The following is a 24,664-nucleotide window of genomic DNA, read 5'->3' on the forward strand; positions in this document are numbered from 1 at the left end:
AACTCGTGATAGCAAAATCCAGTTTTTGCCTGCAAGGTCAATGGGGAAACACGTTCTGGACGGACAGCGCAACCGGGATATCGCCGGTGTGGTGAATCGCCTCCACCACCGGCTGGACTTTCGTTTTCCGCCGTTTCGCTTCGAAGATTTCCTTCGCGCGTTTGAGACCTACAAGATTTTCGAGGTCGACATGCCGCTGGGCCTCGATGGGCGAATCTTCTTGACCCCGGATGGCGAACAGAAGACCATCTACCTGCGCAAGGACAATCCACGCACCCGGCTGCGATTCACGTTGGCGCACGAGATCATGCACGCGGAACTGCATTCCCGCAGCGGCAACTTGCAAAACCTTACGGCCTGCCGGACCTCGGAGCACCACCGCGACGGGCGGCGTAACGTCTTAGAGCGCGAGGCTGATCTGGGTGCTGCAACCTTACTGATGCCGCTGTCGATGATCGATCGCCACCTACCCTATCGCATCAGGCGGGAGTATCGTGATTCCGTGGTCAAAGACATGGCACGTCTGTTTCGAGTCAGCGAAACCGCGAGGCGCATCCAACTGAAGAACTACGTCGCATACCCCGGGGAAATTGTCGCGCCTTAAGCATCTGAACCCTGACCCGCTGCCGGAGGCGAGGGGACCCAACAGGGTACGTTGCCGAACTTATGAACCGGTGCACTGAGCCCTCAGCCGGATCCCGCATGGGCATTCGATGAAGGTTTTGTATTTCGACGCCTTCGCGGGCATCAGCGGCGACATGACCGTTGGCGCGTTGCTGGCGCTGGGGCTCCCGCTCGAGCGACTCAAGAGTGAGTTGGCGCAATTCCCCCTCAGTGGCTACTCCATCGCCGCCACGCCGGCGCGTGTTCACGGCATCTCGGCAACCAGGTTTGAAGTCGAGGTCTCGCCCAGCGGGCATCCCAACCGAGCCTTCCGTGACATTCGGCAGATGCTCGAACGCAGTGGGCTGCAGCCGGCGGTGAAGCGTGGCGCGCAGGCGATCTTCACCAAGCTGGCAGAAGCGGAGGGACGGGTGCACGGTGTCGAGCCCGATGCAGTCGAGTTCCACGAAATCGGTGCGATCGACTCGATTGTCGACATCGTCGGAACGGCGATCGGCATGACGTGGCTCGGCAGCGAACGGGTGTACGTCTCCCGGCTCCCCCTCGGCTCCGGCGTGGTGCCATCGCAGCACGGCTCACTGCCTGTGCCCGCCCCGGCAACGGTGGAACTGCTGCGCGGCTTCGTAACGCAACCCAGCGATGGCGACAGCGAACTGGTCACCCCTACTGGCGCCGCCATCATCGCAAGTCTGGCGCTCCCGGAGCCGGCCCCCGAGCTCCGTATTCAGGCCAGCGGATATGGAGCCGGGAAGCGCAGTTTGCGCGACAGGCCAAACCTCTTACGCGCCATCGTGGGCGAGAGCGTCGCGCCCACCGGGCGAGATGACGTCATCGTCATTGAAACCAATATCGACGACTACAATCCCGAATTCTACGAACACGTCATGGATCGGCTCTTCGAGGCCGGGGCGCGAGACGTCTATCTCACGCCAGTGCACATGAAAAAGAACCGGCCGGGCGTCCTGCTGACCGTCCTTTGCACCGAAGGCGAACGCGAACGGCTCTCGAGCATCGTGTTGAACGAAACGTCCACCATCGGTCTGCGCTATTATCCGGCCCGACGACTCGTCCTGTCCCGAGACACCTGGGAAGTCAGTACTCCATACGGAACGGTACGGGTGAAAATTGCCCTGAGCCCAGACGGTCACGAGAACATGGCGCCGGAGTACGAAGATTGCAGACGGCTGGCGCGGGAGAAGACCGTTCCCATCAGGCTGGTCTATCAGGCTGCGCTGGCCGCCGCACAAGGCTCAGCACGGAACAAGTAGACCGTCGATCCGCAGGCGCTCCGAAAACACCTGCGCCAGCCGCTGCCGAGTCTCCGCTGTGGCACTGATCTCCCCCAGGTGCGGCACGACGCCGAGGGCAGGACCAAGCAGCCGGCTCAAGGTATCCACGTTCGATCGAGCCGCTTCATCGCTCTCAGCGCTGAGGAAATTCACCACGTAGCCCAGGACGCGCAGGCCGATGGCTTCGGCGTAACGCACGGTCAACAAGGCATGATTGATCGCACCCAGCCGTGACCCAACCACCACCAGGACCGGAACGTCAAGACGCTTGGCCAAGTCAGCGAAAGTCAGAGTGGGCGTCAGCGGCACGAGTAACCCTCCCGCACCCTCGATCAATGTAACATCGTGCGCCGACGCAATGGTCTTGTAACACCACAGCAGACGGTCCAGATCGATGATCACGGCTTCACGCTCAGCAGCAACCAACGGGGCCAGCGGCTCACGCAAGCGGTAGGGGCAAATCGTTTTCAGTTCGGAGTGGCAGCCTGAAAAGAATTGCAGACGACCGGCATCGGACGTAAGAGGCCGATCATTGAAGTCGGGAGGGCAGCCGGTTTCCGCCGGCTTGTACACCCCTACCGTCCATCCCCTCCAGCTCAAAGCCGCTGCGATACCGCTGGACACCGTGGTCTTACCGACCCCAGTGTCGGTACCGGTTACAAAGATACCCTTAAACTGCAAACTACGACCTGCCTCTCAGCAGGTCTCATGTAGCAAAACCAAGGCGGGAAAAAAGCAACATCGACCACTGCCCTAGCTCACCACCACCGCCCACAAGGTCCACGCAACGACACCCCACAGAGCCAAGCTGATAAGTGTTCCGGTAACAAACCCGAAGAATGGAATGTCACGCGTATCCTCGGGCGCCAGATCGTCAACTCGCCATGCCGCTCGGCTGTAAACCAGTTCCATAACTACCCTCCCGGTATTTCCGTAAAGCAATGGCTGTGCCACCAGCGGTATTCGCTAACATAGGGCGCCGCCGAGCGAAATATCTTCTAATCAGAAGGCGAATACTGCAAGGAATTTCCTAATTTTGCCGGAAGAATATGGTTCATGGCGCTTCTGTAACCTGGATGATCGAATCACGGACTACATCGCTGAGGAAATCCACCTGGTCTTCGGTGATGCAAAGCGGCGGCATCAACACAATTACGTTGCCGAGCGGCCGCAGAATGATGCCCCGTTTTCGAGCTTCCATGATGGTGCGCACGCCGACACGATCTGATGCCGCAAACGGATGTCGATTGTCACAATTTCGTACCAATTCGATACCAACCATTAGTCCTAGCTGTCGTATATCACCGACATGGCGTAACGGCAGGAAGTCACTCTCAAGTTTGCTGCGCAGTTGCTGGCTGCGCCGAATCACATTCTCGAGCACCCCTTCGTTCTCAAAAACCTGCAAACTAGCGAGTGCCACCGCGCAAGCAAGTGCATTACCGGTGTAAGTATGGCCGTGAAAGAAGGCCTTGAACTCTTCGTATGGCGCGAGGAAGGTCTGGAAGATCTCTTCCGTAGCGAAGGTCGCGGCCAGGGGAAGATACCCGCCAGTGATGCCCTTGCCGACACACATGAGATCCGGTTCGACCTGTTCGTGTTCAACAGCGAACATCTTCCCCGTCCGGCCAAACCCGGTGGCGACCTCGTCGCAGATCAGCAAGACACCATGCTGGCGGGTCAGCTGGCGCAGCCCCCGTACGTAGCCAGCGGGCTGCGACCACATGCCGGCGGCACCCTGCATCAGCGGCTCGATGACAAGGGCGGCAATTTCGTCGCCTTTGCTTCCCAAGAGCGCCGCAGCCTCCGCCAGTGCGCTTTGCAGCGCATCCTCTTCATTCATCCCACGCTGCCAGCGGTAGACGTGGGGTGGATTCAGCCGATGGCAGGGGAAGAGCGCGGACTTGAAAAAGCGGTGGAAGGTCTCCGAGTACCCCACGCTGACGGCGCCGAGTGTATCGCCGTGGTATGACTCGGTCAGGGCCGCAAAGCGCGTCCGTTTCGTCTCTCCTCGGAGTTGCCAGTACTGCAGCGCCAACTTCAGCGCGATTTCCACCGCCGTCGCGCCAGCATCAGAAAAGAACACCCGAGTCAAACCGCGTGGGGCGATATCGGCTAATCGTTTGGCGAGGATGATCGACGGCACGCTCGCCAGTCCCAGCAATGTGGAGTGCGCGATTTGCTCCGCCTGCTCGCGCAGAGCCCTGTCCAGCTCGGGATGGCGATGCCCGTGCACGTTGCACCAGAGTGACGACACCCCATCCAGGTAGCGCGTGCCGGAGACGTCAATCAGGTACGCCCCTTCGCCGCTCGCAATGATCAGCGGTTCCTCGGCCAGCCACTCCTGCATCTGGGTAAACGGATGCCACAGATGGGCGTGGTCCCATCGCGCCAGCTCGGCGGGGTCGAAGCGGGTCACGATTCCTCCGAAAAGACCCGCCGAAAGGCCTCCAACGCAAAGGCCAGATCCTCCTGCGTGTGCGTGCTCATTGCCGTCACCCGGAGTCGCGCCGTGCCCGCAGGGACGGTGGGCGGCCGGATGCCTTGCACGAACACGCCTGCGGCGAGCAAACGATCTGAAACACGCATGGCACGATCCGCGTCACCGATCGGCACCGGCAGGATGTGAGTTGGCCGCGCGCCAACGCTCAGGCCGATCTGTTTGAATCCACGGTGGAGGTACGCGGCATTGTCTTCAAGCCGCTGCCTGCGCTCGGGATCGCTGGAGATGATGGTGAGTGCGGCTGCCGCCGCCGCCACCACCGGCGGGGGCAAGGCCGTAGTGTACACGAAGCTGCGAGCGGTATTGAGCAGCAGGTCGACCAGGGCACGGCTGCCGGCGACGAACGCGCCGAAGGTTCCCACCGCCTTACCCAGCGTACCCATCTGGATCGCAACGCGTTGCTGCAACCCCTCCGCCGCCACCACACCACAGCCCTGTGGCCCCACGACGCCGGTGGCGTGCGCCTCATCCACCATGACGAACGCACCATGACGCTCCGCCACCTCACAGATGGCGGACAATGGCGCCGTGTCACCGTCCATGCTGAATATCGACTCGGTCACCACCAGCTTCCGCCGCGCGGTCGTGCCGGCAAGCAAGGCGGCCAACGCTCCGACGTCGTTATGCCGGTAGACGCAAATGCGTGCCCCCGACAGGCGACAGCCGTCGATGACGCTGGCATGGTTCAGCTCATCGCTGAATACCGCATCCTCCTTGCCCAGCAAAGCAGTGATGGTCCCGATATTCGCGTGGTACCCTGAGTTGAACAGGAGCGCCGCCTCGGTGCACTTGAACGCCGCCAGCTGCTCCTCCAGCGCATGATGCAGGCGCATGGATCCTGAGATCAGGCGGGACGCACCTGCACCGGCGCCGTAATCGACAGCGGCCTTCTGGGCCGCTTCTCTTACGGCGGGGTGATTTGCCAGGCCGAGATAGTTATTCGAGCACAAGAGCAGCGCGCGGCGGCCATCCACGGTCACCCATGTATCTTGAGCCCCGTCGATCCACCGCGGCCGGCGCTGCAATCCAGCCGTCCGAAGCGCCTCCAACTCACGCCTGGCGAAATCGTCGATTACCATCGGTTCCCGACGATTAGACTTGCGTGCTCGGGCTGTCAACGTCCCCACGGCCAGGCGAACTTGCCTTTGCCGGCGTTGATGGCGCGGCCGCATCGCCCTCGCCATCGGCGCGCGCAGGTTGCGGTCGCGGGCGACGCCCGGCCGTTCCACTACCGCATCGTGGGCTTCCTTCTCTGGAACTACGCCGATGGCGGGCAGCGGGGTACTCGCTCTAAGCCGTAGGGGCTGCTACAGAACCCTCGGACTTTGTCATCGTCGAAATCTGAATATGGCTAAACTGCGTGTGCTCTTCGAGAGCGGTGCTCCGGAACGGACCATCGAATTCGACCCCGCCAAGGCTCCATTCCAGCATAACGGCCGGCCGGGATCGATCCTCGACGTGCTACTGAGCCATGGCGTGCATCTCGAGCACGCCTGCGGCGGCAACTGTGCGTGCACCACCTGCCACGTGATCGTGAAGACTGGCGAAGGGAAGCTCTCCGAAGCGGAGGAGAACGAACTCGACCTTCTGGACAGAGCGCCGGGGCTGACATCCACGTCGCGCCTCGGATGTCAGGCGGTCATCCAGGATGATGCTGAGATTACCGTCCTCAGGCCGCGTTTCACTATCAACGCGGCCTGAGGACGGCAGCGTGAGGGCGTCAAAGCGTGGAGCGTGAGAGCGACACTCCGCAGCGTGTAACGTACGCAGCAACGGTCGAACGCATGATCGAGAGCGCGCCTGGCACCAGGTCGCTTTTCTTGCGTCTTCCGCCGTCGCAACACTTCACCTTCATCCCCGGACAATTCATCTCCTGCTTGCTTCCGCTCGATGGCGAGCCTGCCATCCGGCCGTACTCAATCGCATCGAGTCCCGAAGAACCCGCACTGCTCGAGATCTGCTTGAACCTCGTACCCGGCGGTGTGGGTTCGCGATATCTTTTCAGCCTGGCCGTCGGTGCTGCTGTCCGGTTCACCGGACCGTGGGGACGCTTCACGCTGGACCGGCAGCCGCAGGCGGAATGTGTGTTCCTCGCCGAGGGCACCGGTATCGTGCCGATCCGCCCAATGCTGTGGCGCGCGCTGCAGAGCCGGGATACGTACCCACTGCGGCTGCATTACGCCGCTGCGAGTGCATCCCACCTGCTGTATGCCGACGAATTCGAGCGGGCGGCCCGGGAGCAGCCGCGATTCACCTTTGCTCCCTTGTTGGGTGTCTCGCTCGTCGAGCTCGTTACGCAGCACTACCTTGCAGGTGACACCGACCGCACACGCCATTTCTACATCTGCGGCGTCGGCACAATCATCCCGCAGCTGCGCGATCTGCTGCGTCGTGGCGGATACGAGCGCCGCGCCGTGCACTACGAGAAGTGGTAACCCACGCTGTCGAGACGGCTTCGGTAATCACCGATGCCGCAGCCCCGCAGAGCGCAACTCACGCCTCACAGGACGAACGGAATCTCAGGGCAAGCTCAAGTTGATGGTGGCAGATCGTCCGCCTTCGAGGTAGGGATCGTTGCTGGAAGTCGACAGCGCACCGGAGCCCGGAATGGTAAAGCGGTCGATCACCAGACCAACCACTGGGACGTCCGTGCCCCGCACGACCAGGTGTGCGGTATCGGTGCCGACGGCGCTGCGGTGTAGGGCAAACAGGGAGCTGAAGCGCAAGCGGTTGAAGCAGGTGACGATGGTGGCGCCAGAGAACCGCTGTTCGAACTCGTTAACCACCGCCAGTTGTACATTGGCGCTCGACGGCAGTTGGTTGACCAAATCCTGCGAGCAGGGCACCAACACCAAGTCGCTGTCGGATCCGGCTTGGTTGGCGAGCACATTGAAATGCAAGCGGTCCGGACATTGCTCGTAGGTGATCCCGTCCAGCGAGACGACGCCGGTGAAATCGCCGGGGCTCAAGCGCCTGAATGCAATCGCGCTGTAGCCAACCATCTGGCCCTTCGTGTCGGACATCAGCGCCCGGCCTTGCAGGGCATTGTAGGAGCTGAGGCCGGCGTCCGGCGTGCTCGGGACGACGACACATTTCAACTCGCCGTCGCCGAAGAAGGGCGAAGCGAGACGGCCGCCCGTTCCGTTTGCACCCGTGCTGGCCATCCATGATACCGGCTGATTCGGTGTCAGACTGAGGGAAAAACCGATCTCGTTGCAGGTTCCGCTACTGACGTAGAAGCATTCCACCGCAACGCGGGAGCCGGTAAGGTTCACCATCTCTATGCGCGTATCCTCCGTCGCCGAGGCCCGGACAAGCGGATAAATCAACACCGCTGAAGGGAGCTTTTGCGCCGGCGGTACACCAACAACCTGGAACCCGGTGGGATCCGAACTCGATAGGGCGGCCGTCGGTGACGCCGTTGGCGTGGAGCTGAGAGTGAACGTCGCCGTTGCCGAAGGACTCGATGTGGCGGTTGTCGATGCCGTCGCGGTGGGGATGGAAGTTGCCGTGTACGTCGCCGTGGGCGTCAATGTCGGGGCGAGCGTGGCGTTGGGAACCGTCGTTGACGTCGGAATGAGAGTCGCTGTTGCCGTGGCCGTATTCGGTGGCGCATCCGTCGGCGTCGCGGTTGGCGGCGGGGTCGGTGTCAACATCGCCACGGTCGCCGTCGGCATAGTGCGGCGGGGCAAGAAATTGAACCGCCCATGACCAACATGGTGCATGTACAGCAAGGACAAAGCGGCCAGTATGCGGAGTAGCTCACTCATGGCATCTACGGAAAGGTCACGGTCGCAGAGCTACCGCCCTCGAAGGAAGGCTCATTGCCGGCAGTGCCGGTAGTGCCTCGGAACGGCACCTCATCCACGACCAATCCCAGGAGCGGTCCACCCGAGCCACGGACGACCACATGCGCCGTGTCGGTACCCACGACTGCTCGGGTCAGGGTGCCGGCGCCGATGTCCGTCAACGGGCGCTGGTCGAAGCATTTCAGGGTGCTGGCTGTGGAGAACTGCGATTCGAACTCGTTGTAGATGACGAACTGCACCCCCAGCGAGGTCGGGGTTTGCGTCAGCAAATTCTCGGTGCAGGGCACGAGAACCATCTCGCTCGAAGAGGTTGGTTGGTCCGCCGTCAGGACATCGAAGTGCAACCTGCTGGGGCACTGCGCGTATGTCGTCCCATCGAGCTTGAACACCCCGGTGTAGTCACCAGCGCTGAGGCGTTGAAAGCCTACGGCGCCGTAGGAAGCGGACTGCCCGTTCGACGAGGTAAAGATGGTCGCGCGCCCCTGAATGGCGTTGTGGGAATCGAGATCTGGCAAGGTTGCCTGCACGGCGCACTTCAATTCGCCCGTCCCAAAGAACGGCGGAGCAGCGCTGCTCCCACTGTTGAGCCCGGAACTGGCCAGCCACGCCATCGGCTGGTACGGCGTCAAAAGGACCATAAAGCCGATCTCGTTGCAGGATGCCCCGTCGATGTAGAAGCATTCGACCAACTGGGGATCGCCGGACAGATTGACCAATTCAATTCGAGTGTCTTGCGCCAGATGGTTGGGTTGATCTTCAGACACCTGGACGAGCGGGAAGACGAGCAGCGCCGAGGGCAGCTTCTGGGCTGGAGGACCCCCTGCCCAGGCGCTTGAGAGCGACAACAACACTGCCCCCAAAACAACCAGCGCCTGTTTAGCCCACCACAGCAAACGCATCACTCACCCACACAAGCGAGCATCGTAGATGCCCGCCGAGATCAAATCAAGCCTAAAAGTCGCGTGCTGTCACGAAAAAAGCCTGCCAGTCCGCCAGGGTACAGCAACAATAGGGTTTTGTGCTAAGAGGGCTGCATGCCTGACCGTCCCCCGCACATCCGGCGGAGCCGACGCACCGACTTCAACGCGGTGATGAAGCTGCTGGCCACCAGCGGCATTCCGGTCCCGCCGCCCGATCGCGCCACACTACGGCGCTTCCGGCACATCGTTGCCGACCTCGGGACTGACTTCTACCTCGCTTTGGTTGACGGTACGCCGGTCGGTCTCGTACACGTAACCTATGCGCGTGCACTCACGCATGGACCCCGGGCCGGACTCAACCAGCTTGTGGTCGCCGACTCGTTTCGCCACCGCGGCATCGGCGCAGCGCTCCTCGATTTCGCCGCGCGCCGGGCCCGCAAACGCGGCTGCACGATTCTCTCTTGCGCGTTGCCGGCCGCGGGCGCCTCTCTCCGTGAGCTCTTTGCGAAGACCGGTCTTGAACCGGGCGGCGAATGGTTCGTCAAGAGGCTGCGCAGTGATGAGTGAGCACCTGCTGCACGGGGCGTACCGTGGCTGAGTTGTCCAAAGCCATCGCGCGCCTCATGGAAGAGCGCGAGCGCACGCAGCCGCAGACCGTATCGGCAGACGTGCCCAAACTGCGCCAGGTAATTGAGGCGGTTCGCGCCAAGGTCACCGCCGGCGAACGCCCGCTAGCCGAGGCGTTCGCTCGCCAACTGTTTGACAAGGACGGTGCGGAGTTCCTCGAGGAGCGGGAAGTCAGCGAGTTGGCGGCAATTGCCGTGGTTGCCTTCCGATTCGTCGTCGAGCGGAGTCAGGGGGAGCCGCGGGTACGGGTGTTTGATCCGGATATGACTCGGGAGGGCTGGGCGGCACCGTGTTCAGTCGTCGAAAGCATCCTGCGGGACCGCCCCTTCATTGTCGATACGATTCAGGAGACCCTGCGGCGCTCCGGTTGTGTCCTGCAGCGCTTGCTGCACCCGACTTTCGCGGTGGAGCGGGATGGGCGGGGAGCGGCGCTGGCCGTCGGGCCGGCCGGGGCGCTCGGGCACAAGGAGTCGTTCGTACACGTCGAGGTCGAACGCGTCGCCGATCCCGAAGCATTGTCCGCCTTGCTTCAGCAGCGTCTGACCGAAGTCGTCCTCGCCACCGAGGATTATCAAGCGATGCGCGCCAAAGCGGAGGAGCTGGCAACGCAGCTGCACACGCGTCCGTTGCGGCCGCCATGGAATGCCGATGTCGATGAGATCGCCGCATTCCTCCGCTGGCTGGGCGAGAAGAATTTCGTCTTCTTGGGGTATCGCGAGTACCAGTTCGCGGGAAGAGGGGCGGAGCGGACGGCCGAAGTTCGGCACGGCTCCGGACTGGGAATCTCGCGCAACGAGGATCGATCGAGCTTCGCGGCGCCTCGGTCGCTGCCCGAGGCGCTGCGCCGCCGGCTCAACGAGCTGCCACTGCTCCTGGTGTCGAAGACCAATGCCGAAAGCCCCGTGCATCGGGCTGAACACATGGATTACATCGGCATCAAGGAGATCGATGAGAACGGACTGGTGGTCGGCGAGAGACGCTTTCTCGGCCTGCTCACCTCCAAGGCCTACACCGAGGAATCGGCAGCGGTACCCCTGCTGCGGCGTAAGCTTGCCGCCATTCTCGACGCCGAGGGCGCCATCGAAGACTCGTACGACTACAAGTCGATCGTCACGGTCTTCGACAGCATCCCGAAGGCCGACCTGCTCGCGGCTTCAGTCCCTGAACTCCGCGCCGAGATCAAGACCATTCTGGCAGCAGAGGGTGGCAGCGAGGTGAAGGTCCTACAGCGCCCCGACGCCCTCGGCCGCGGCATATTCATCACCATCATCCTGCCGCGCGAACGCTTTTCCAACGACTTGTATCGGCGGGTTGAAGCCCGCCTTGCGCAGGCGTTTTCGGCCATCGTGCTCGATCAGCGCCTGGTGATGGACGAGCGCGATCAGGTACGGCTGCACTTCTATCTCGCCACCGCGCCGGAGAACGTCCGCGCCGTGGCAGCAGAAGACCTGCAGGCGCAAATCACCAGCTTGTTACGGACGTGGAACGACCGGCTTCGCGATGCGCTCCGTGAACAGTTTCCGCGGGACCAGGTGCGCACCCTGGCAGACCGGTACACCGCCGCCTTCTCGAACGCGTACAAGGCCGCCACCGACGTCACAGTCGCCATCCGCGACCTCCAGTGCATCGAGGCGCTATTGTCAACGCGCGCACCCCAGGTCGATCTCATCAACGATAGCGCTGCCGGCGAGGAGCGGTTCTCTGCCCTGAAACTCTACTTGGCGGAAACGGAATTGGTCCTCAGCGATTTCCTGCCGGTGCTTGAAAATCTCGGCCTCAAAGTGTTTGCCGAAGACGCGGTCGGCGTCGCCCTCCCGGAACTCGGACGGATGCGGATCCACACGTTTTTCGTCCAGGATACCGCCGGCGCACGCCTGGATATCGCGCCTGCGGCACCGTTGCTCCAGCCGGCGCTGCTGACGCTCTTGGCGGGCAGCGTTGAAAACGACCGGCTAAACGGCCTGATCCTGGAGGCCGACTTGGATTGGCGCCAAGTGGATCTGCTGCGTGCGTACGTGAACCACGGGGTGCAGATCGGTACCGCTCCCACCCGCAGCACGCTGATGCACGCGCTGCTCGGTGCCCCACGATCGGCACGCCTGCTGTGGGAATACTTCGAGGCCAAGTTCGATCCGCTACGGCCCCCTACCCCGCGCGAACGTCTGGCGCAGGTGTTGCCGGAAATCGAGCAGCGCCTCATCGCCAGCCTCGATGCAGTGCAGAGCGTGAGCGACGATCGCATGCTGCGTGCCCTCTTCAGTGCCGTTGCCGCCACCGTGCGCACCAACTTTTTCCGCCTGGAGTCCACTGCCCCTCGGACGGACCGGGCACGGCCCGACGCGGCGCGCGCCGCAGACGGCGGACCGCGGGCAGCAATCGCCGTAAAGTTGGAATGTGCCCGTATCCCACAGCTGCCACGCCCGCACCCGGAATACGAAATCTACGTCCACGCCCCGAACGTGGAGGGACTGCATTTGCGTGGCGCCAAGGTGGCGCGCGGCGGGATCCGCCTGAGCGACCGGCCGGATGATTTTCGCACCGAAATCCTCGGCCTCATGCAGACGCAGATGGTCAAGAACGCCGTCATCATACCAGCCGGTGCCAAGGGCGGTTTCATTCCGAAGCGCCGTCCCGGGACACCGCTCAACTCGGGCCAGACCGTGGCGGCGTATCGGAGTTTCATCAGCGCACTCCTGGATGTAACCGACAACCTCGTTCAAGGGCGCCTGGTCCCGCCAGCGGCGACCTTGCTCTACGATGATCCGGATCCCTACCTGGTGGTGGCGGAGGACAAGGGCACCGCAACCTTCTCTGATATCGCCAACGAGATCGCGGCACGACATCAGTTCTGGCTCGGTGACGCCTTCGCGTCCGGCGGGGCTCACGGCTACGATCACAAGAAGGAAGGCATCACGGCGCGTGGCGCGTGGGAATGTGTGCGCCGTCACTTCCGCGAGATGGGAAGGAACGCGGACCGCGAGGTCATCACCGTCGTCGGCATCGGCGACATGAGTGGCGACGTATTTGGCAACGCGCTTTTACTGTCCCGCCGCGTGTGCCTGCGCGCGGCCTTCAACCACGTGCACATCTTCCTCGATCCTTCCCCGGACCCCGCCCGCGCCTTTGCCGAACGCGAGCGGCTGTTCGCTCTGCCGCGATCCAGCTGGTCCGATTATACCGCCAGTTTGATCAGTGAGGGTGGTGGCGTGTTTTCCCGCGCCGCAAAGAAAGTCCCACTGTCGGCACCCGTGCGCACCATGCTCGCACTCGACAGCGAATACGCCACCGGCGAGGAAGTCGTGTGCGCCATCTTGCGGATGGACGCCGACCTGTTATGGAATGGTGGTATTGGAACCTACGTAAAAGCGAGTGATGAGACGCACGTCGGCGACAGCGCCAACGACTACGTGCGCATCAACGCGTCGGAACTGCGGGTGCGCGTGGTGGCGGAAGGTGGCAACCTCGGCTTCACGCAACGGGCACGTATCGAGTACGCGCTCCGCGGCGGGCGGATCAACACCGACGCCATCGACAACTCCGCGGGCGTGGACATGTCCGACCACGAGGTGAACTTGAAAATCGCGCTCGCCGGGCCAGTCGAGAAAGGACACCTGACCTTCGCCGAGCGCAACCGGCTACTGACCGAGCTGACCCCGGAAGTCACGCGCCGCGTCCTGTCGCACAACCGCCTCCAGGCCCGTATTCTCAGCCTCGATCAACTCCAAAGCCAGACACGGCTGAATGACTTCCGCGAGCTGATCACCCAACTTGAAAACGAAGGAGGGCTCGACCGCCAACTCGAAGGCCTGCCAGATCGGGACACGCTGCGCAACCGCCGTAGCGTTCTCCTCGGCCTGACGCGGCCGGAGCTCGCCGTCTTGCTGGCGCACAGCAAGCTTTGGCTGCAGCACCACGTCCTGGCCTCGGCCCTGCCCGACGATCCCTTCTTCGAATCCTACCTGCGCGCGTATTTCCCCGAGGTGATCGATACGCGCTTCGGCCAGGCCGTGCGCAGCCACCGTCTGCGGCGTGAAATCATCGCCGTCGAGGCCGCCAATGCCCTCATCGACACGATGGGGGCGGCATCCGTCAACCGGGTCGTCCATGATACCGGCACCGACCCCGCCTCGGTAGTCCGCGCGTGGGCCCTCGTAGTCGCGGCGAGCGGCGCCGCCGACCTGTGGGCGGAGATTGGCAATGCCGATCCAGCACTGCCCGTGGCAGCGGAGGTGCGCTGCTGGTCGACACTCCAGGGCGCGGTCGAGCGCGCCAGCAAGTGGATCATCGAAACGCAACCATCCACGCTGCCGGCGGCCCAGCTCGCCAACGCCTTGGGCACTTCGACGAAAGAGCTGCTCAGCATCCTGCCTCGCATTCTACCGCCTGCGGCACGAGCGGGATTGGCGGAGGCGGCTGATGCCTTGGCCAGCGAGGGAACCCCTCGCGCCCTCGCCGAACGCATCCCTCCCCTCGAACGCCTGGCGGAACTATTTGAAGTTGATCATATCGCCGGCGAACTCGGCGCGGCCCGCGCCACCGCCGCCGAAGCATACTACCAGGTGGATGATCTGGTCGATCTCGCCTGGGTTCGCCAAAGCCTGACGGAGCTGCCGGCGGAAGACCGCTGGGAACGGCGCGCGGTTGAAGGCCTGATTGAAGGCTTGGTGTACGCGCGTCGGCAGCTGACGCACGCCATCCTCCTCCGCTGCCAGGAGGGAGGGGGGGGAGTTGAGGACTGCCTGCACGCCTACGTTCAGGAACACCAGGAACAGCTGCAGAAGCTGCGCACGCTCGTCAGCGACATCAAGAGCGCCAGGCGCACAACGCTTGCGGCGCTGCTGGTGGTGATGCGTGCGATCGGCCGGCTGGCCGACCGCGAGGACACGTGATGGCCGCGGCGCGTGTCGTCTTCCTCGGCAGCGGCGACGCCTTTTCCGCAGGGGGGCGTCATCAAGCCGGCTATCTCGTGCGGAGCCCTGAGGGCGTTTCCCTGCTTGATTGCGGCGCCTCAACCCTCACCGCGATGAAACAACACGGCATCGATACGGCACCGATCGATCAGATCCTCATCAGCCATTTCCACGGTGATCACTTCGCCGGTATCCCGTTCTTCCTGCTGGAGTACACCTACGAGCGACCCCGGCAACGCCCCTTGCGGATCGCCGGACCGCCCGGCACGGAAGAACGCGTGCGGGCTCTGTTTTCAATCGTGTACAAGGAACCTGCCGCTCATCCTCTTCCGTTTCCGCTCGAATTCATCGAAATGCTACCGGATGTACCGGTAGTGTTCGGCGAACTCAGGATCGAGCCCTTCCGCGTACCGCACCAGGAAAAGGAGATCTCCCTCGGATTCAGTCTGAACTTCGCCGGGCGCCGCATTGTCTACTCCGGCGACACCGGCTGGACGGAAGAATTGATCACGCGTTCGCAGGGCGCTGATCTTTTCATCTGCGAGTGCTCTTATTTCGACACGCGTCAGCCATTCCACATTGACTACCCGCGACTTGCGGAGCACCGCTCCCGCTTCACCGCCAAGCGCATGATCCTGACACACTTGGGTCGGGAGACGCTCACCCGGCATGACGAGATTGAAATGGAGTTGGCGTCCGACGGGCTGGCGGTGGAAATCGAGTAATGCTGCCGCTAGATTTCGTTCGGCGAATGCATCTCCCGGGGAGTAAGCAGGCTGTGACTGGTAACTGGCAGCGTTCTGTTCGCTTTGATGGCTGTTTGAACTTCCGCGACCTCGGCGGCTACCCGACCCGGAGCGGTCGGTTGGTTCGAACCGGACAGGTTTTCCGCAGTGACGCGCTCCACCTGCTCACCGCCAACGACATCGCGCGCCTGCGTCACGAACTCCGCATCGACTGCGTCATCGATCTCCGGTCCACTGCCGAATTACGCACCGGCGGACGCGGTCTTCTGGAGCCCGAGCCCATTCACTTTCACCACCTGCCGCTCTTTGACGGCGAGGCCACAGGAGGCAAGGATCTCCGGGAGGACCGCGATCTCGCCGATATCTACTTCCTCATCGCTGAATTCGCCATGCAGCGCATTGGCGGCGTCATCACCGCCGTTGCGGAAGCGGCGGGACCCACCGTGTATCACTGCGCCGCCGGGAAGGACCGGACGGGCGTGATCTCGGCACTGATCCTGGGCATCCTGGAGGTTGAGGACGAGATCATCGTCGCGGACTACGCCCTCACGCAGGAGAACCTGGACGGCATCATTCAGCGCCTCATGGCGACTGAGGGGTACCGTACGATGTTCGAATCGCTGCCGCCAGACACCATGCATGCGCGGCCGCAAACGATGATTGGCTTCCTCGAAAAGCTGCGCGCAAAGTACGGATCGATGCACGGATATGCTCGGGCCGCGGGGATACCCGACGACACGATTCAACAGCTGAAAGAACGGCTCCTCTAGCGCAATGTGCGTACCGCGCCCCCTCCGGGAAGCGGGTATCGAGAAACCCGCCCAAGACTTCTTGGCAGAGGTGCAGTCTCGTGCGGTTCGGAGCGCAAAAGCCGGAATCGAAATGATGGAAACAAAAAGGGACCTCCGGCATGCCGGAGGTCCCTCCCTGACGACGGCCTAGTACGCGGGCCGGATTACTACTTCACCTGCAGTTCCACACGCCGGTTTTGGGCGCGGCCCTCGTCGGTGTCGTTAGAGGCCACAGGCTGGCGCTTGCCGAAGCCTTCGCTGGAGAGGCGGCTGGCAGCAACGCCGTGTTTGACGAGGTATTGCTCTACCGAAGCGGCCCGGCGGTGCGACAGCTTCATGTTGTACGCGTCGGTGCCGACACCGTCCGTATGTCCCTGGATGGCGACGTTGATATCTCTCCGCTCCTTGAGGATGCTCGCGGCTTCGTCGAGAATCACCCGAGCATCGGGCCGGATGTTCGACTTATCGAAGTCGAAATGCACGGCACGCAGGACGATTTTCTCCTTCGTCGGCGGCGGGAGCGCTGGTGGTCTCACAACTGCCGCAGGCGGCGGTGGTGGCGGCGGCGCTGCGGCGGCTTCTTTGAACGACCACTTCAAGCCCACGCCAGCGGTGACCCATTCGGCGTCGGCAGGTCCCTGCTCGTCGGCAACTTGGTAAAGGAGAATATTCGGACGTGGGGCCATGTAAGCCCGGTTCCAGCGGCCGAACAAGCCCACTGAGAAATTCGGCATCACATTGACATCCAGGCCGCCACCCACCGAAAATCCCGGCGCCCACTGATTCAGACGCCCGCTCACACCCTTGAAGCCACCACCCTGGCCAGTGGCATACAGCTCCAGGAGGTCGCCAATCGGCTGCGCGATCCGTGGGCCGACCGTTACTCCGGCCATGGTCGTGTACCGGTTTTCATGGTTCAGACCCACCTGCCCTGGCATGTCTCTCCCATGGTCATTGTCCGGTGGCTGGAAGGTGAAATGCAATTGGCCCTGAATGCCGAGCCAATCGTTCAACATGTACCCCGCAAACGGAGCGGCTGTCCCTCCCGTGTGGACGTGCGCACGATAATTGTCGTTGGTGGGCTCCGAAACGCCCAAATCCACTCCGAAGAACGGGCCACCACCATCCGTTTTCGCTGGAGCCCGCTGGGCACGTGCCACCGGAGCGACCATGAGGAGGAACAAGGTCAAAAGGGTCAGGAAACTTTTCTGGCGGTTCATGCTATGAGATCTCCTTTCTCTCGCACGTCCAATTTGAAGTCGGCCTACACCATATCACTTTTGCCGAGACGTTCAATATCCCCTGACGTTCAATATCCCCCGCCTTGGTGCCGGCAGTCTAATTGGCACTGGGGCAAGAGGGTAAAGGAGTGGATTGGGGACTTAGACCGCAGCGATCAGGAGGTATATCGCGCCAGCAATGATGGCGGTACACGGAATCGTCAGCACCCAGGCCCAGACCACGTTGCGCGCCACACCCCAGCGAACCGCCGACACGCGCCGGCTGGCGCCGACGCCGACGATGGCGCCGGTGATGGTGTGGGTCGTGCTCACGGGAATACCCGCTGCCGCTGCGCCGAGGATCGTGAACGCACCGGCGGTCTCGGCACAAAAGCCCCCGATGGGTTGCAGCTTGGTGATCTTCATTCCCATCGTCTTCACGATCCGCCAGCCACCGAATGTCGTGCCCAACGCGATTGCCGCGTGACAGATCAGGACCACCCAGATCGGCACGAAAAACGTCGGCCCAAGATACCCGCTGGTGAACAGCAGCACGGTGATGATTCCCATCGTTTTCTGGGCGTCGTTGGTACCGTGGCCGAGACTGTAGAATGCGGCGGAAACGAGCTGCAGCCGCCGAAACAAGCTATCGACACGGGCAGGCGTGCTACGTCTCACCACGAAGGTGACCAGGGTCATGAGAACGAGGCCGAGGATCAGACCAAGCGCCGGTGAGATGAAGACGAACAGAAAGACCTTCGTCAGGCCGCTGACCACCAGCACCTGCGGGCCGGCGGCGGCGACCCCGGCACCGGCAAAGCCGGCAATGAGCGCGTGAGAGGAGCTCGTCGGCAGCCCGTAGAGCCAGGTCACCACGTCCCAGGCAATCGCCGCGGCCAGCCCAGCGAACACGACACTGTGGGTGACGGCGCTGGGGTCAATGATGCCTTTGCCGACCGTGCTCGCAACGTTGACTCCGAAACCGAATGCCGCAACGAAGTTGAAGAACGCCGCCCACAACACCGCCTGGCGCGGGGTCAGGACCCGGGTGGAGACCACGGTGGCTACCGAGTTGGCCGCATCGTGGAAGCCGTTCATGAAATCGAACGCCAGCGCGACCAGAATGAGCCCCACCACGACCACCAACGACATCTCCGCCCCCTAACCCAATGAGTGAACTTGCGGCCTCTGCCCGCGGAAGCGATGTCAGGAGTACTCGAGCGCGACGCCCTCGACCACGTTCGCCACGTCCTCGCACCGATCGATGGCGTCTTCGAGAAACTCGTAGATGTCCTTCCACTTGATGACCATCAACGGCTCTTTGCTGTCTTGAAATAAGCGCGCCACGGCGCGCCGGAGCAGGGTGTCACCTTCGTTCTCGTAGCGATTGATCTCCATGCACACCTGCAGGAGCGCCTCACGGTTCTTCAAATCACGCAGCCCCACCATGGCGCGGCTGACCTCGCTCACGGCGCTGACCAGCGTGCCGGCCAGATCGCACGCATCGCGGTCGACGCTGTCGATGCCGTAGAGCCAGATGCGTTCGGCGCTCGCATCGATCAGGTCGAGGACGTCGTCGAGCCGGGAAATCAATCGGTGGATGTCGCCCCGATCGATCGGCGTCACGAAGGTCCGATGCAGTATCTCCACGGCGCGATGGGTGATCACGTCGCCCTCGTGTTCCACCTCCTTGATGCGGCGCGCCTGGTCGGAGAGATCGACCGGGTTGTTCAGCATCGCTTGCAGGAGCCGCGCCGCCTCGAGCGTTTTGCCGGCGTGGCGTTCGAACAACTCGAAAAAGACCTTGCCTTCGGACGGAAACAGGCGGGCAAACATAGCGGGGGATACTACTGTTCCTGCTGCTAAGAGTAAAGGAAGCGCGCTGTCAATCTGCAGATCGGCTGGCATGAACGCCGCCGGCGCTCTCGGCGCTCCACCGCAGAACCGCAGTCCGCTATGTTTGGGCGGGAGAAACACCACCCCGGGGAACGGCTACCTGAAGCAACCGCTGGGGTACCAAATCAATCTGGCGAGGATTTGCGCGGCCGGCAGACGGCCGCAGAGTGTGCGCTTTAGGCCAGCGCGCGCTTCGGCTTGGTAATCACCACCACCTCCTGCCCATTCACCCGCAGCGTACGACGATCAGCCGGCGTTTGTCGCCCGCCTTGTTTGCGTGCACGCGCTTCGCGCCACTTGTGCAGTTCTTTCTCCAGGTTGCTCTTGAGCATACTGCCTCCTACTCTGCCGGAGCTGCTCAGCTTCCGACAAATGACTCCATGTTCTTCGCCCGGCTCGGGTGCCGCAGCTTGCGCAACGCCTTGGCTTCAATCTGGCGAATACGTTCGCGGGTGACAGCAAAGCGCTGGCCCACCTCCTCCAATGTAAAGTCCGACTTCTCCCCAATCCCGAAGCGCATGCGAAGAATCTGCTCCTCGCGCGGGGTCAGGGTCGCCAGCACCTTGCGCGTCTGCTCTTCCAAGCTGGTGTACACGGCCGCGTCGGCAGGCGACACGGTTTGCCGATCCTCGACGAAATCGCCGAGCGAACTCTCTTCCTCATCGCCGATGGGAGTCTCCAGCGAAACTGGTTCCTTCACGATGCGGAGCACTTTGCGCACCTTGTCGAGTGGCATCTCCATCTTGGCAGCGATCTCTTCCGGCGAGGGCTCGCGACCCAACTGCTGCACCAGGTAGCGCGAGGAGCGCACGACCTTGTTGATGGTCTCGATCATATGCACAGGGATGCGGATGGTACGGGCCTGATCGGCGATGGCACGGCTGACCGACTGGCGGATCCACCAGGTCGCGTAGGTCGAGAACTTGTAGCCCCGCTGGTATTCGAATTTCTCCACCGCACGCATGAGGCCGATGTTGCCTTCCTGAACCAGGTCGAGGAAGCCGAGGCCGCGGTTCGTGTAGCGCTTGGCGATGCTGACAACGAGCCGCAAATTCGCCTCGATCAGCTTTTTCTTGCCATCTTGCGCCTTATATTCGCCACCCCGGATCACACGCAAGGCCCGCGTCAGGCCCTCGTAGTTCATGCCCACTTCGCGTTCGGCATCACCCATCTTCTTGCGCGCCGTCCGCAGGTCGTCAACCAGCCGCCGGGCGTCCTCGACGCTGAGATGCAGGCGCCGGCTGGCATTGGCGGCGGCACGAGAATCCTCCGAGCGGAGTTGGCCACCCACCTTGACGATCTCACTCACCGGGCGACCGCTCCGGCGCTCGCAACGCGCCACGAACTCCTGCTGTTGCCCGATGAAGCGTGCGGCCATTTTGAGCTTTTCCACGACGATCCCGATGTGCCGCCGGCCGATTTCCAGCTCGTCAAGGGCCTTCGTGATGCGTCGATTCAGCAACGTCAAGCGGCGCTCCGCCTCGCGGGCCGTGCGCGGGTGATTGCGACGCTGCCGGGCCGCCTCTGCCGTTGCATTGCGGTCCGTCACCAAGCGACGCAATCGCTCCAACTGCTTCAGGATCGCTCCTTCGGGCTCCTTCTCGACGGGTTCGACGGATTCGGTGTCTTCCTCTTCCGCCTCCTCGTCAAGCAACTCTCGTTCCGAGATCTCACCGGCCCTTATTCGGTCTGCAAGATCGAGCAGGTAGGTGATGAGGAATGGCAGCGCCAGCACTTCGTCACGAACGTCGCGCTCCCCAGCCTCGATTTGCTTCGCAATCTCGACTTCTTGTTCACGGGTGAGGAGGGAGACCGCGCCCATCTCCTGCAGGTACATCCGCACCGGATCGGACGTGTCCTCGCCGAAGCTCTTCTCCTCACGCTCTTCCTCTACCCATTCTTCCTTTTCGTCATCCTTAGACAGGGTCGGCTCGGCGATGGCATCGACGGACTCCACATCGATCTCACCGAGCATCGAGATAGCGCCCTCGATCTCGTCGGTCGGGGTGGCATCGTGCGGCAGGGCATCGCTGATTTCTTCGAATGGAGCCACCGCCGGCACTTCGGCTTTGGGGGGCTTCTTTCCTCGCTGCTCGCGTTTTCTCTGCATGCCTCGCTCTCTCGTGCCGACTCCTACTACTTATGGGGAGACCGAAACGGCTTCAGGGGAGGTCCGGACTACGGGAATCCTCGAAGCTATACACTTCCGAGGCCTACGCACAGCTATACCTGGTCAGATCCGGTTGCCACCGAAGCTCTTGGCGGGTTTGAGCTTCACAGCCAAGGGCGCCTTCTAGGGGGAGGAGTACTCACGTATCGAACGAATCTTAGCTCGGCAAAGCATTTAGACAAGGTGGGGGGTGGTAGTCAAGGCCCTTTTCGCTGTGTGCTGATCTTTCTTCAGATTATTCCGGCGCGGCGTGAGAGACCGTTGCCTCCGGCAGCGGACACCAGCTACTCACATTCCGCCGAGTCGGGGCGGATTAGCGGAAGAGCCGTAACGGCTCAGAAGAATTAATAGGCAGCGTATTTACTAGTCGGAAATGGCCTGCTAGCTAGCTGTCCGCTGGCAGAGGGGATCGATGGCAGCACAGAAGGATTCCAATCACGCTGCTTCACGCGAGGGATTTCTCACACGGCTGCGCGCCGCCACAGGGCAGCCGCTGGTGGCAGGCGATGCATTTGGCGAAAGCTTCCTGCTCACCCGGCTGAGCGACGCCGTGCAGTGGGCACGGAAGTATTCGTTCTTCCCCTACCCGTTCGTCACGGCATGCTGCGGCATGGAGTACTTCTCCGCCGCGGGGCCACGCTTCGACCTCGACCGTTTCGGTGCCGCGTTGCCCCGCTTCACGCCGCGGCAATCCGATTTGTTGATGGTGGTGGGCACGATCTCCCATCGGTTGGCACCGATACTGCAGCGCGTGTGGGAGCAGATGGCCGAACCCAAATGGGTGGTCTCCTTCGGGGCGTGCACGTCGTCGGGTGGCCCCTACAACAACTACGCGGTGGTGCAAGGCATCGACACGATCATCCCGGTGCATCTCTACATCCCGGGCTGTCCGCCGCGCCCCGAGGCGGTGCTGGACGGTCTGATCAAACTCCAGAAGCGAGTGCAGGAAGAACGCGGAGGGCAGCCGCTGCCGCATGTTCATGGCAGCGGGCGGTTGATCGAGGACTGAGAGGCCATGCCGACCATCACTATTGACGGCCGAACCATTGAAGCACCAGCAAACGCGATGCTGCTGCCCGTCGCACTCGAGAACGGCATTCATATTCCGCACTACTGCTGGCATCCGAAACTGTCCATCGACGGCAGTTGCCGCATGTGCCAGGTCGAGGTCGAAGGCAGCCCGAAGCTCGTCATCTCGTGCAATACGCCCATCCGCGACGGCATGGTGGTGCGCACGACGACGCCGGCCGTACAGAAAGCGCGGCGGGCCGTGCTCGAGCTGCTGTTGGTGAACCATCCGCTCGATTGCCCCATTTGCGACAAAGCCGGCGAATGCCTGCTGCAAGACTACTCCTTCGCCTTCGGTAGCCGGGAGGGGCGCAGCCGCGAACCACGGCGCAAGCTGCAGAAGCGCAAAGATATCGGCCCGCGCATCGTGCTGGACCAAGAGCGCTGCATTCTCTGCCGACGCTGCGTGCGCTTCTGCCGCGAGATCACCGGCACCAACGAGTTGGGTGTGTTCAACATGGGCGACCGCTCCATCCTCGACGTCATGGAGGGCAACCCGCTCGCCAACGATTACTCGATCTGCACCGCCGATATCTGCCCGGTCGGCGCGCTGGGGAACAAGGAGTTTCACCACCGCCTGCGCGTCTGGTTCCTCAAGAAAACGCCGAGCCTCTGTCCGAATTGCGCCAACGGCTGCAACATCACCGTGGATCATTATCGGGAACGCATCTGGCGGCTCATGCCGCGGCGCAACGACGCCGTGAACGAGACCTGGATGTGTGATGCGGGACGTCTCAATCACGGCTATGTCAACAGTCCGGATCGCTTGCGCCAACCCCTCGTGCGCCGTAACGGGCAGCTGCAACCCTGCGAGTGGGAAGAGGCCCTTTCCACCGCAGCTTCACGCCTGCGGCGCAGCGCCCATGACAGCGGGGGACGGGGGCTCGGAGCCATCGCCTCGCCCCACCTCACCAACGAAGAACACTTCCGTTTCTGGCAGCTATTGCGGGTCCTGGGTGTGCCGAACGTCGATGTTGCCGTACGCACCGGGCCGAGCGACAACTTCCTGATCAAGGCGGAAAAGGCGGCGAACGCACGAGGCGCGAGAGACATCGGACTGCGGCCGAGCCCCGAAGGTGTGGGCCTGCCGGCACTGCTGGAGGCGGTCGCCAGCGGGCGCATCACGACGTTGTACGTGTGCGGACCCGATCTGTGGGAGACCGCCGATCGCGCCTTGCTCACGAAGGCCATGGATCGGCTCGAGTACCTGATCGTACAGGACATTTGCCGCTCGCCGCTGGCTGAGCGCGCCCACCTCGTCCTGCCGTCGCTGACGTTCGCGGAGAAGGTCGGGACCTTCACCAACTACGCCGGGCGGGTGCAGCGCTTGCACCGTGCCTTCGAACCCCCGGACAACCAACCAAGCGATGGGGAGATTTTCAGCCGGCTCCTCGGGCAGCTCAGTGAAGGTCGCTGGACCTTTCAACCGGAATCGGTCCTCGAAGAGATTGCCGCAGCGGTGCCGGCGTACGCCGGACTTACCTACGCGGGCGTCGGCCCGCTCGGCATTGCCGTCGCGGCAGCGAGTGCGGGAGCAGCCACCTGATGGCGGCGCGGGCGGTTTCCGTTTCACGGCCGCAGCCGATGCAGCAGCACTTGGGGCGCGCGGCCCTGGCGGTGCTGGTCGGGCTGTGGGTCACCAATCGTCATTTCATGCGCAACCTGTGGGGTTTCATCCGCCGCAAGCCGACGGTCTTTACCGTCCAGTTCCCGGAGCAACGGCTGGAACTCCCCAACGCCTTTCGCGGTATGCCGGTGCTGGTGCAGATGGACAACGGCAAGGAGCGCTGCGTGGCGTGCGGGTTGTGCGAGTGGGCGTGTCCCACCGACTGCATCACGATTTTCCCGGCGGAGACCGCCGACGAGATCGAACGCTACCCGGCGGTATTTGACATCAACCTGTCGCGTTGCATGTATTGCGGCCTGTGTGAAGAAGCCTGCCCGGAGGAAGCGATCGTCATGAGCCAGCGCGTGGAGGTCGCCACCTACACCCGACGCGCCATGCTCTGGCACAAGGAAGACCTGCTCGTTCCCGTCTCGCAGCTCGGCAAACGCCTCCAACACCTGCGCCGTGGCTACGACCGCTAGCTG

The 24,664-nt window shown here is 62.7% G+C and carries 23 protein-coding genes; 12 read left to right on the forward strand and 11 right to left on the reverse strand.

Features of this window, described 5'->3' with window-relative positions; translation table 11 throughout:
* The first annotated feature begins 40 nt into the window (after positions 1–40).
* Together VF515_02475 and larC are read left to right on the forward strand one after the other, a co-directional pair.
* The gene (locus VF515_02475; protein ID HEX7406494.1) at positions 41–604 is read left to right on the forward strand and encodes an ImmA/IrrE family metallo-endopeptidase; all 564 of its coding nucleotides are present in this window, start codon (positions 41–43) and stop codon (positions 602–604) included.
* 109 nt (positions 605–713) lie between these two features.
* Positions 714–1,892 (forward strand): nickel pincer cofactor biosynthesis protein LarC, encoded by a 1,179-nt coding sequence (larC, locus tag VF515_02480; protein HEX7406495.1) that lies wholly within the window; start codon positions 714–716, stop codon positions 1,890–1,892.
* Here larC and bioD read toward each other — a convergent pair.
* The 4 genes from bioD to bioF all read right to left on the reverse strand — a co-directional run bounded on the left by bioD (position 1,875) and on the right by bioF (position 5,495).
* On the reverse strand, positions 1,875–2,594 hold the full coding sequence (gene bioD, locus VF515_02485; GenBank protein HEX7406496.1) for a dethiobiotin synthase: 720 nt from the start codon (positions 2,592–2,594) through the stop codon (positions 1,875–1,877). The two genes, larC and bioD, sit on opposite strands and share 18 nt — an antisense overlap.
* 72 nt (positions 2,595–2,666) lie before the next feature.
* Positions 2,667–2,825 (reverse strand): hypothetical protein, encoded by a 159-nt coding sequence (locus tag VF515_02490; protein ID HEX7406497.1) that lies wholly within the window; start codon positions 2,823–2,825, stop codon positions 2,667–2,669.
* A 142-nt stretch (positions 2,826–2,967) separates the two neighbouring features.
* A complete protein-coding gene (gene bioA / locus VF515_02495; GenBank protein ID HEX7406498.1) occupies positions 2,968–4,332 on the reverse strand; it encodes an adenosylmethionine--8-amino-7-oxononanoate transaminase in 1,365 nt (454 codons plus the stop codon).
* Positions 4,329–5,495, reverse strand: coding sequence for an 8-amino-7-oxononanoate synthase (bioF, locus tag VF515_02500; GenBank protein ID HEX7406499.1), 1,167 nt, complete (start codon positions 5,493–5,495; stop codon positions 4,329–4,331). Before bioF ends, bioA begins: the two co-directional genes overlap by 4 nt.
* Before the next feature lie 268 nt (positions 5,496–5,763).
* Between bioF and VF515_02505 the strand changes: the two genes are divergently transcribed.
* Both VF515_02505 and VF515_02510 read left to right on the forward strand, forming a co-directional pair.
* Positions 5,764–6,117 carry a 2Fe-2S iron-sulfur cluster-binding protein gene (locus tag VF515_02505; GenBank protein ID HEX7406500.1) on the forward strand — a complete coding sequence of 118 codons (354 nt, stop codon included), beginning with the start codon at positions 5,764–5,766 and terminating at the stop codon, positions 6,115–6,117.
* 26 nt (positions 6,118–6,143) lie between these two features.
* Positions 6,144–6,851 carry an FAD-dependent oxidoreductase gene (locus tag VF515_02510; protein ID HEX7406501.1) on the forward strand — a complete coding sequence of 236 codons (708 nt, stop codon included), beginning with the start codon at positions 6,144–6,146 and terminating at the stop codon, positions 6,849–6,851.
* A gap of 84 nt (positions 6,852–6,935) precedes the next feature.
* Here VF515_02510 and VF515_02515 read toward each other — a convergent pair whose 3' ends face one another.
* Entirely contained in the window at positions 6,936–7,694 is a 759-nt protein-coding gene (locus VF515_02515) for a hypothetical protein (protein ID HEX7406502.1), read from the reverse strand.
* A 103-nt stretch (positions 7,695–7,797) separates the two neighbouring features.
* Between VF515_02515 and VF515_02520 the strand changes: the two genes are divergently transcribed.
* The gene (locus tag VF515_02520; GenBank protein HEX7406503.1) at positions 7,798–8,127 is read left to right on the forward strand and encodes a hypothetical protein; all 330 of its coding nucleotides are present in this window, start codon (positions 7,798–7,800) and stop codon (positions 8,125–8,127) included.
* A gap of 64 nt (positions 8,128–8,191) precedes the next feature.
* On the opposite strand, the gene VF515_02525 is transcribed toward VF515_02520, so the two are convergent.
* Complete coding sequence (locus VF515_02525; protein ID HEX7406504.1) at positions 8,192–9,127, reverse strand: hypothetical protein; 936 nt, start codon at positions 9,125–9,127, stop codon at positions 8,192–8,194.
* A gap of 132 nt (positions 9,128–9,259) precedes the next feature.
* On the opposite strand from VF515_02525, the gene VF515_02530 reads away from it, so the two are divergent.
* Genes VF515_02530 through VF515_02545 form a run of 4 tightly spaced genes read left to right on the forward strand, consistent with a single transcriptional unit; the run spans position 9,260 to position 16,198 of the window.
* Positions 9,260–9,712, forward strand: a complete 453-nt coding sequence (locus VF515_02530; protein HEX7406505.1) for a GNAT family N-acetyltransferase — start codon at positions 9,260–9,262, stop codon at positions 9,710–9,712.
* 23 nt (positions 9,713–9,735) lie between these two features.
* Positions 9,736–14,661 (forward strand): NAD-glutamate dehydrogenase domain-containing protein, encoded by a 4,926-nt coding sequence (locus VF515_02535; GenBank protein HEX7406506.1) that lies wholly within the window; start codon positions 9,736–9,738, stop codon positions 14,659–14,661.
* Positions 14,661–15,407: an MBL fold metallo-hydrolase gene (locus VF515_02540; protein ID HEX7406507.1), complete on the forward strand. Its 747-nt coding sequence runs from the start codon at positions 14,661–14,663 to the stop codon at positions 15,405–15,407. Before VF515_02535 ends, VF515_02540 begins: the two co-directional genes overlap by 1 nt.
* Positions 15,408–15,433: 26 nt before the next feature.
* Positions 15,434–16,198 (forward strand): tyrosine-protein phosphatase, encoded by a 765-nt coding sequence (locus tag VF515_02545; protein ID HEX7406508.1) that lies wholly within the window; start codon positions 15,434–15,436, stop codon positions 16,196–16,198.
* A 188-nt stretch (positions 16,199–16,386) separates the two neighbouring features.
* Here the strand turns inward: VF515_02545 and VF515_02550 are convergent, their stop codons facing one another.
* The 5 genes from VF515_02550 to rpoD all read right to left on the reverse strand — a co-directional run bounded on the left by VF515_02550 (position 16,387) and on the right by rpoD (position 21,445).
* Positions 16,387–17,439, reverse strand: coding sequence for an OmpA family protein (locus tag VF515_02550; protein ID HEX7406509.1), 1,053 nt, complete (start codon positions 17,437–17,439; stop codon positions 16,387–16,389).
* A 162-nt stretch (positions 17,440–17,601) separates the two neighbouring features.
* Positions 17,602–18,591 carry an inorganic phosphate transporter gene (locus VF515_02555; GenBank protein HEX7406510.1) on the reverse strand — a complete coding sequence of 330 codons (990 nt, stop codon included), beginning with the start codon at positions 18,589–18,591 and terminating at the stop codon, positions 17,602–17,604.
* Positions 18,592–18,645: 54 nt separating this feature from the next.
* Positions 18,646–19,275, reverse strand: coding sequence for a DUF47 family protein (locus tag VF515_02560; GenBank protein HEX7406511.1), 630 nt, complete (start codon positions 19,273–19,275; stop codon positions 18,646–18,648).
* Between the two features lie 236 nt (positions 19,276–19,511).
* Positions 19,512–19,667 (reverse strand): hypothetical protein, encoded by a 156-nt coding sequence (locus tag VF515_02565; GenBank protein HEX7406512.1) that lies wholly within the window; start codon positions 19,665–19,667, stop codon positions 19,512–19,514.
* Positions 19,668–19,693: 26 nt separating this feature from the next.
* Positions 19,694–21,445, reverse strand: coding sequence for an RNA polymerase sigma factor RpoD (gene rpoD / locus VF515_02570; protein HEX7406513.1), 1,752 nt, complete (start codon positions 21,443–21,445; stop codon positions 19,694–19,696).
* Between the two features lie 472 nt (positions 21,446–21,917).
* Between rpoD and nuoB the strand changes: the two genes are divergently transcribed.
* From nuoB to VF515_02585, 3 genes are read left to right on the forward strand one after another with little or no spacing between them, the layout of a single operon-like run.
* Positions 21,918–22,514: an NADH-quinone oxidoreductase subunit NuoB gene (nuoB, locus tag VF515_02575; protein HEX7406514.1), complete on the forward strand. Its 597-nt coding sequence runs from the start codon at positions 21,918–21,920 to the stop codon at positions 22,512–22,514.
* Positions 22,515–22,520: 6 nt separating this feature from the next.
* Complete coding sequence (locus tag VF515_02580; protein HEX7406515.1) at positions 22,521–24,119, forward strand: molybdopterin-dependent oxidoreductase; 1,599 nt, start codon at positions 22,521–22,523, stop codon at positions 24,117–24,119.
* Complete coding sequence (locus VF515_02585; protein HEX7406516.1) at positions 24,119–24,661, forward strand: NADH-quinone oxidoreductase subunit I; 543 nt, start codon at positions 24,119–24,121, stop codon at positions 24,659–24,661. The genes VF515_02580 and VF515_02585 overlap by 1 nt, the downstream gene beginning before the upstream one ends.
* The last annotated feature ends 3 nt before the right edge of the window (positions 24,662–24,664 follow it).

It is taken from the genome of Candidatus Binatia bacterium (genome assembly GCA_036382395.1).
GTDB lineage: Bacteria > Desulfobacterota > Binatia > HRBIN30 > HRBIN30 > JAGDMS01.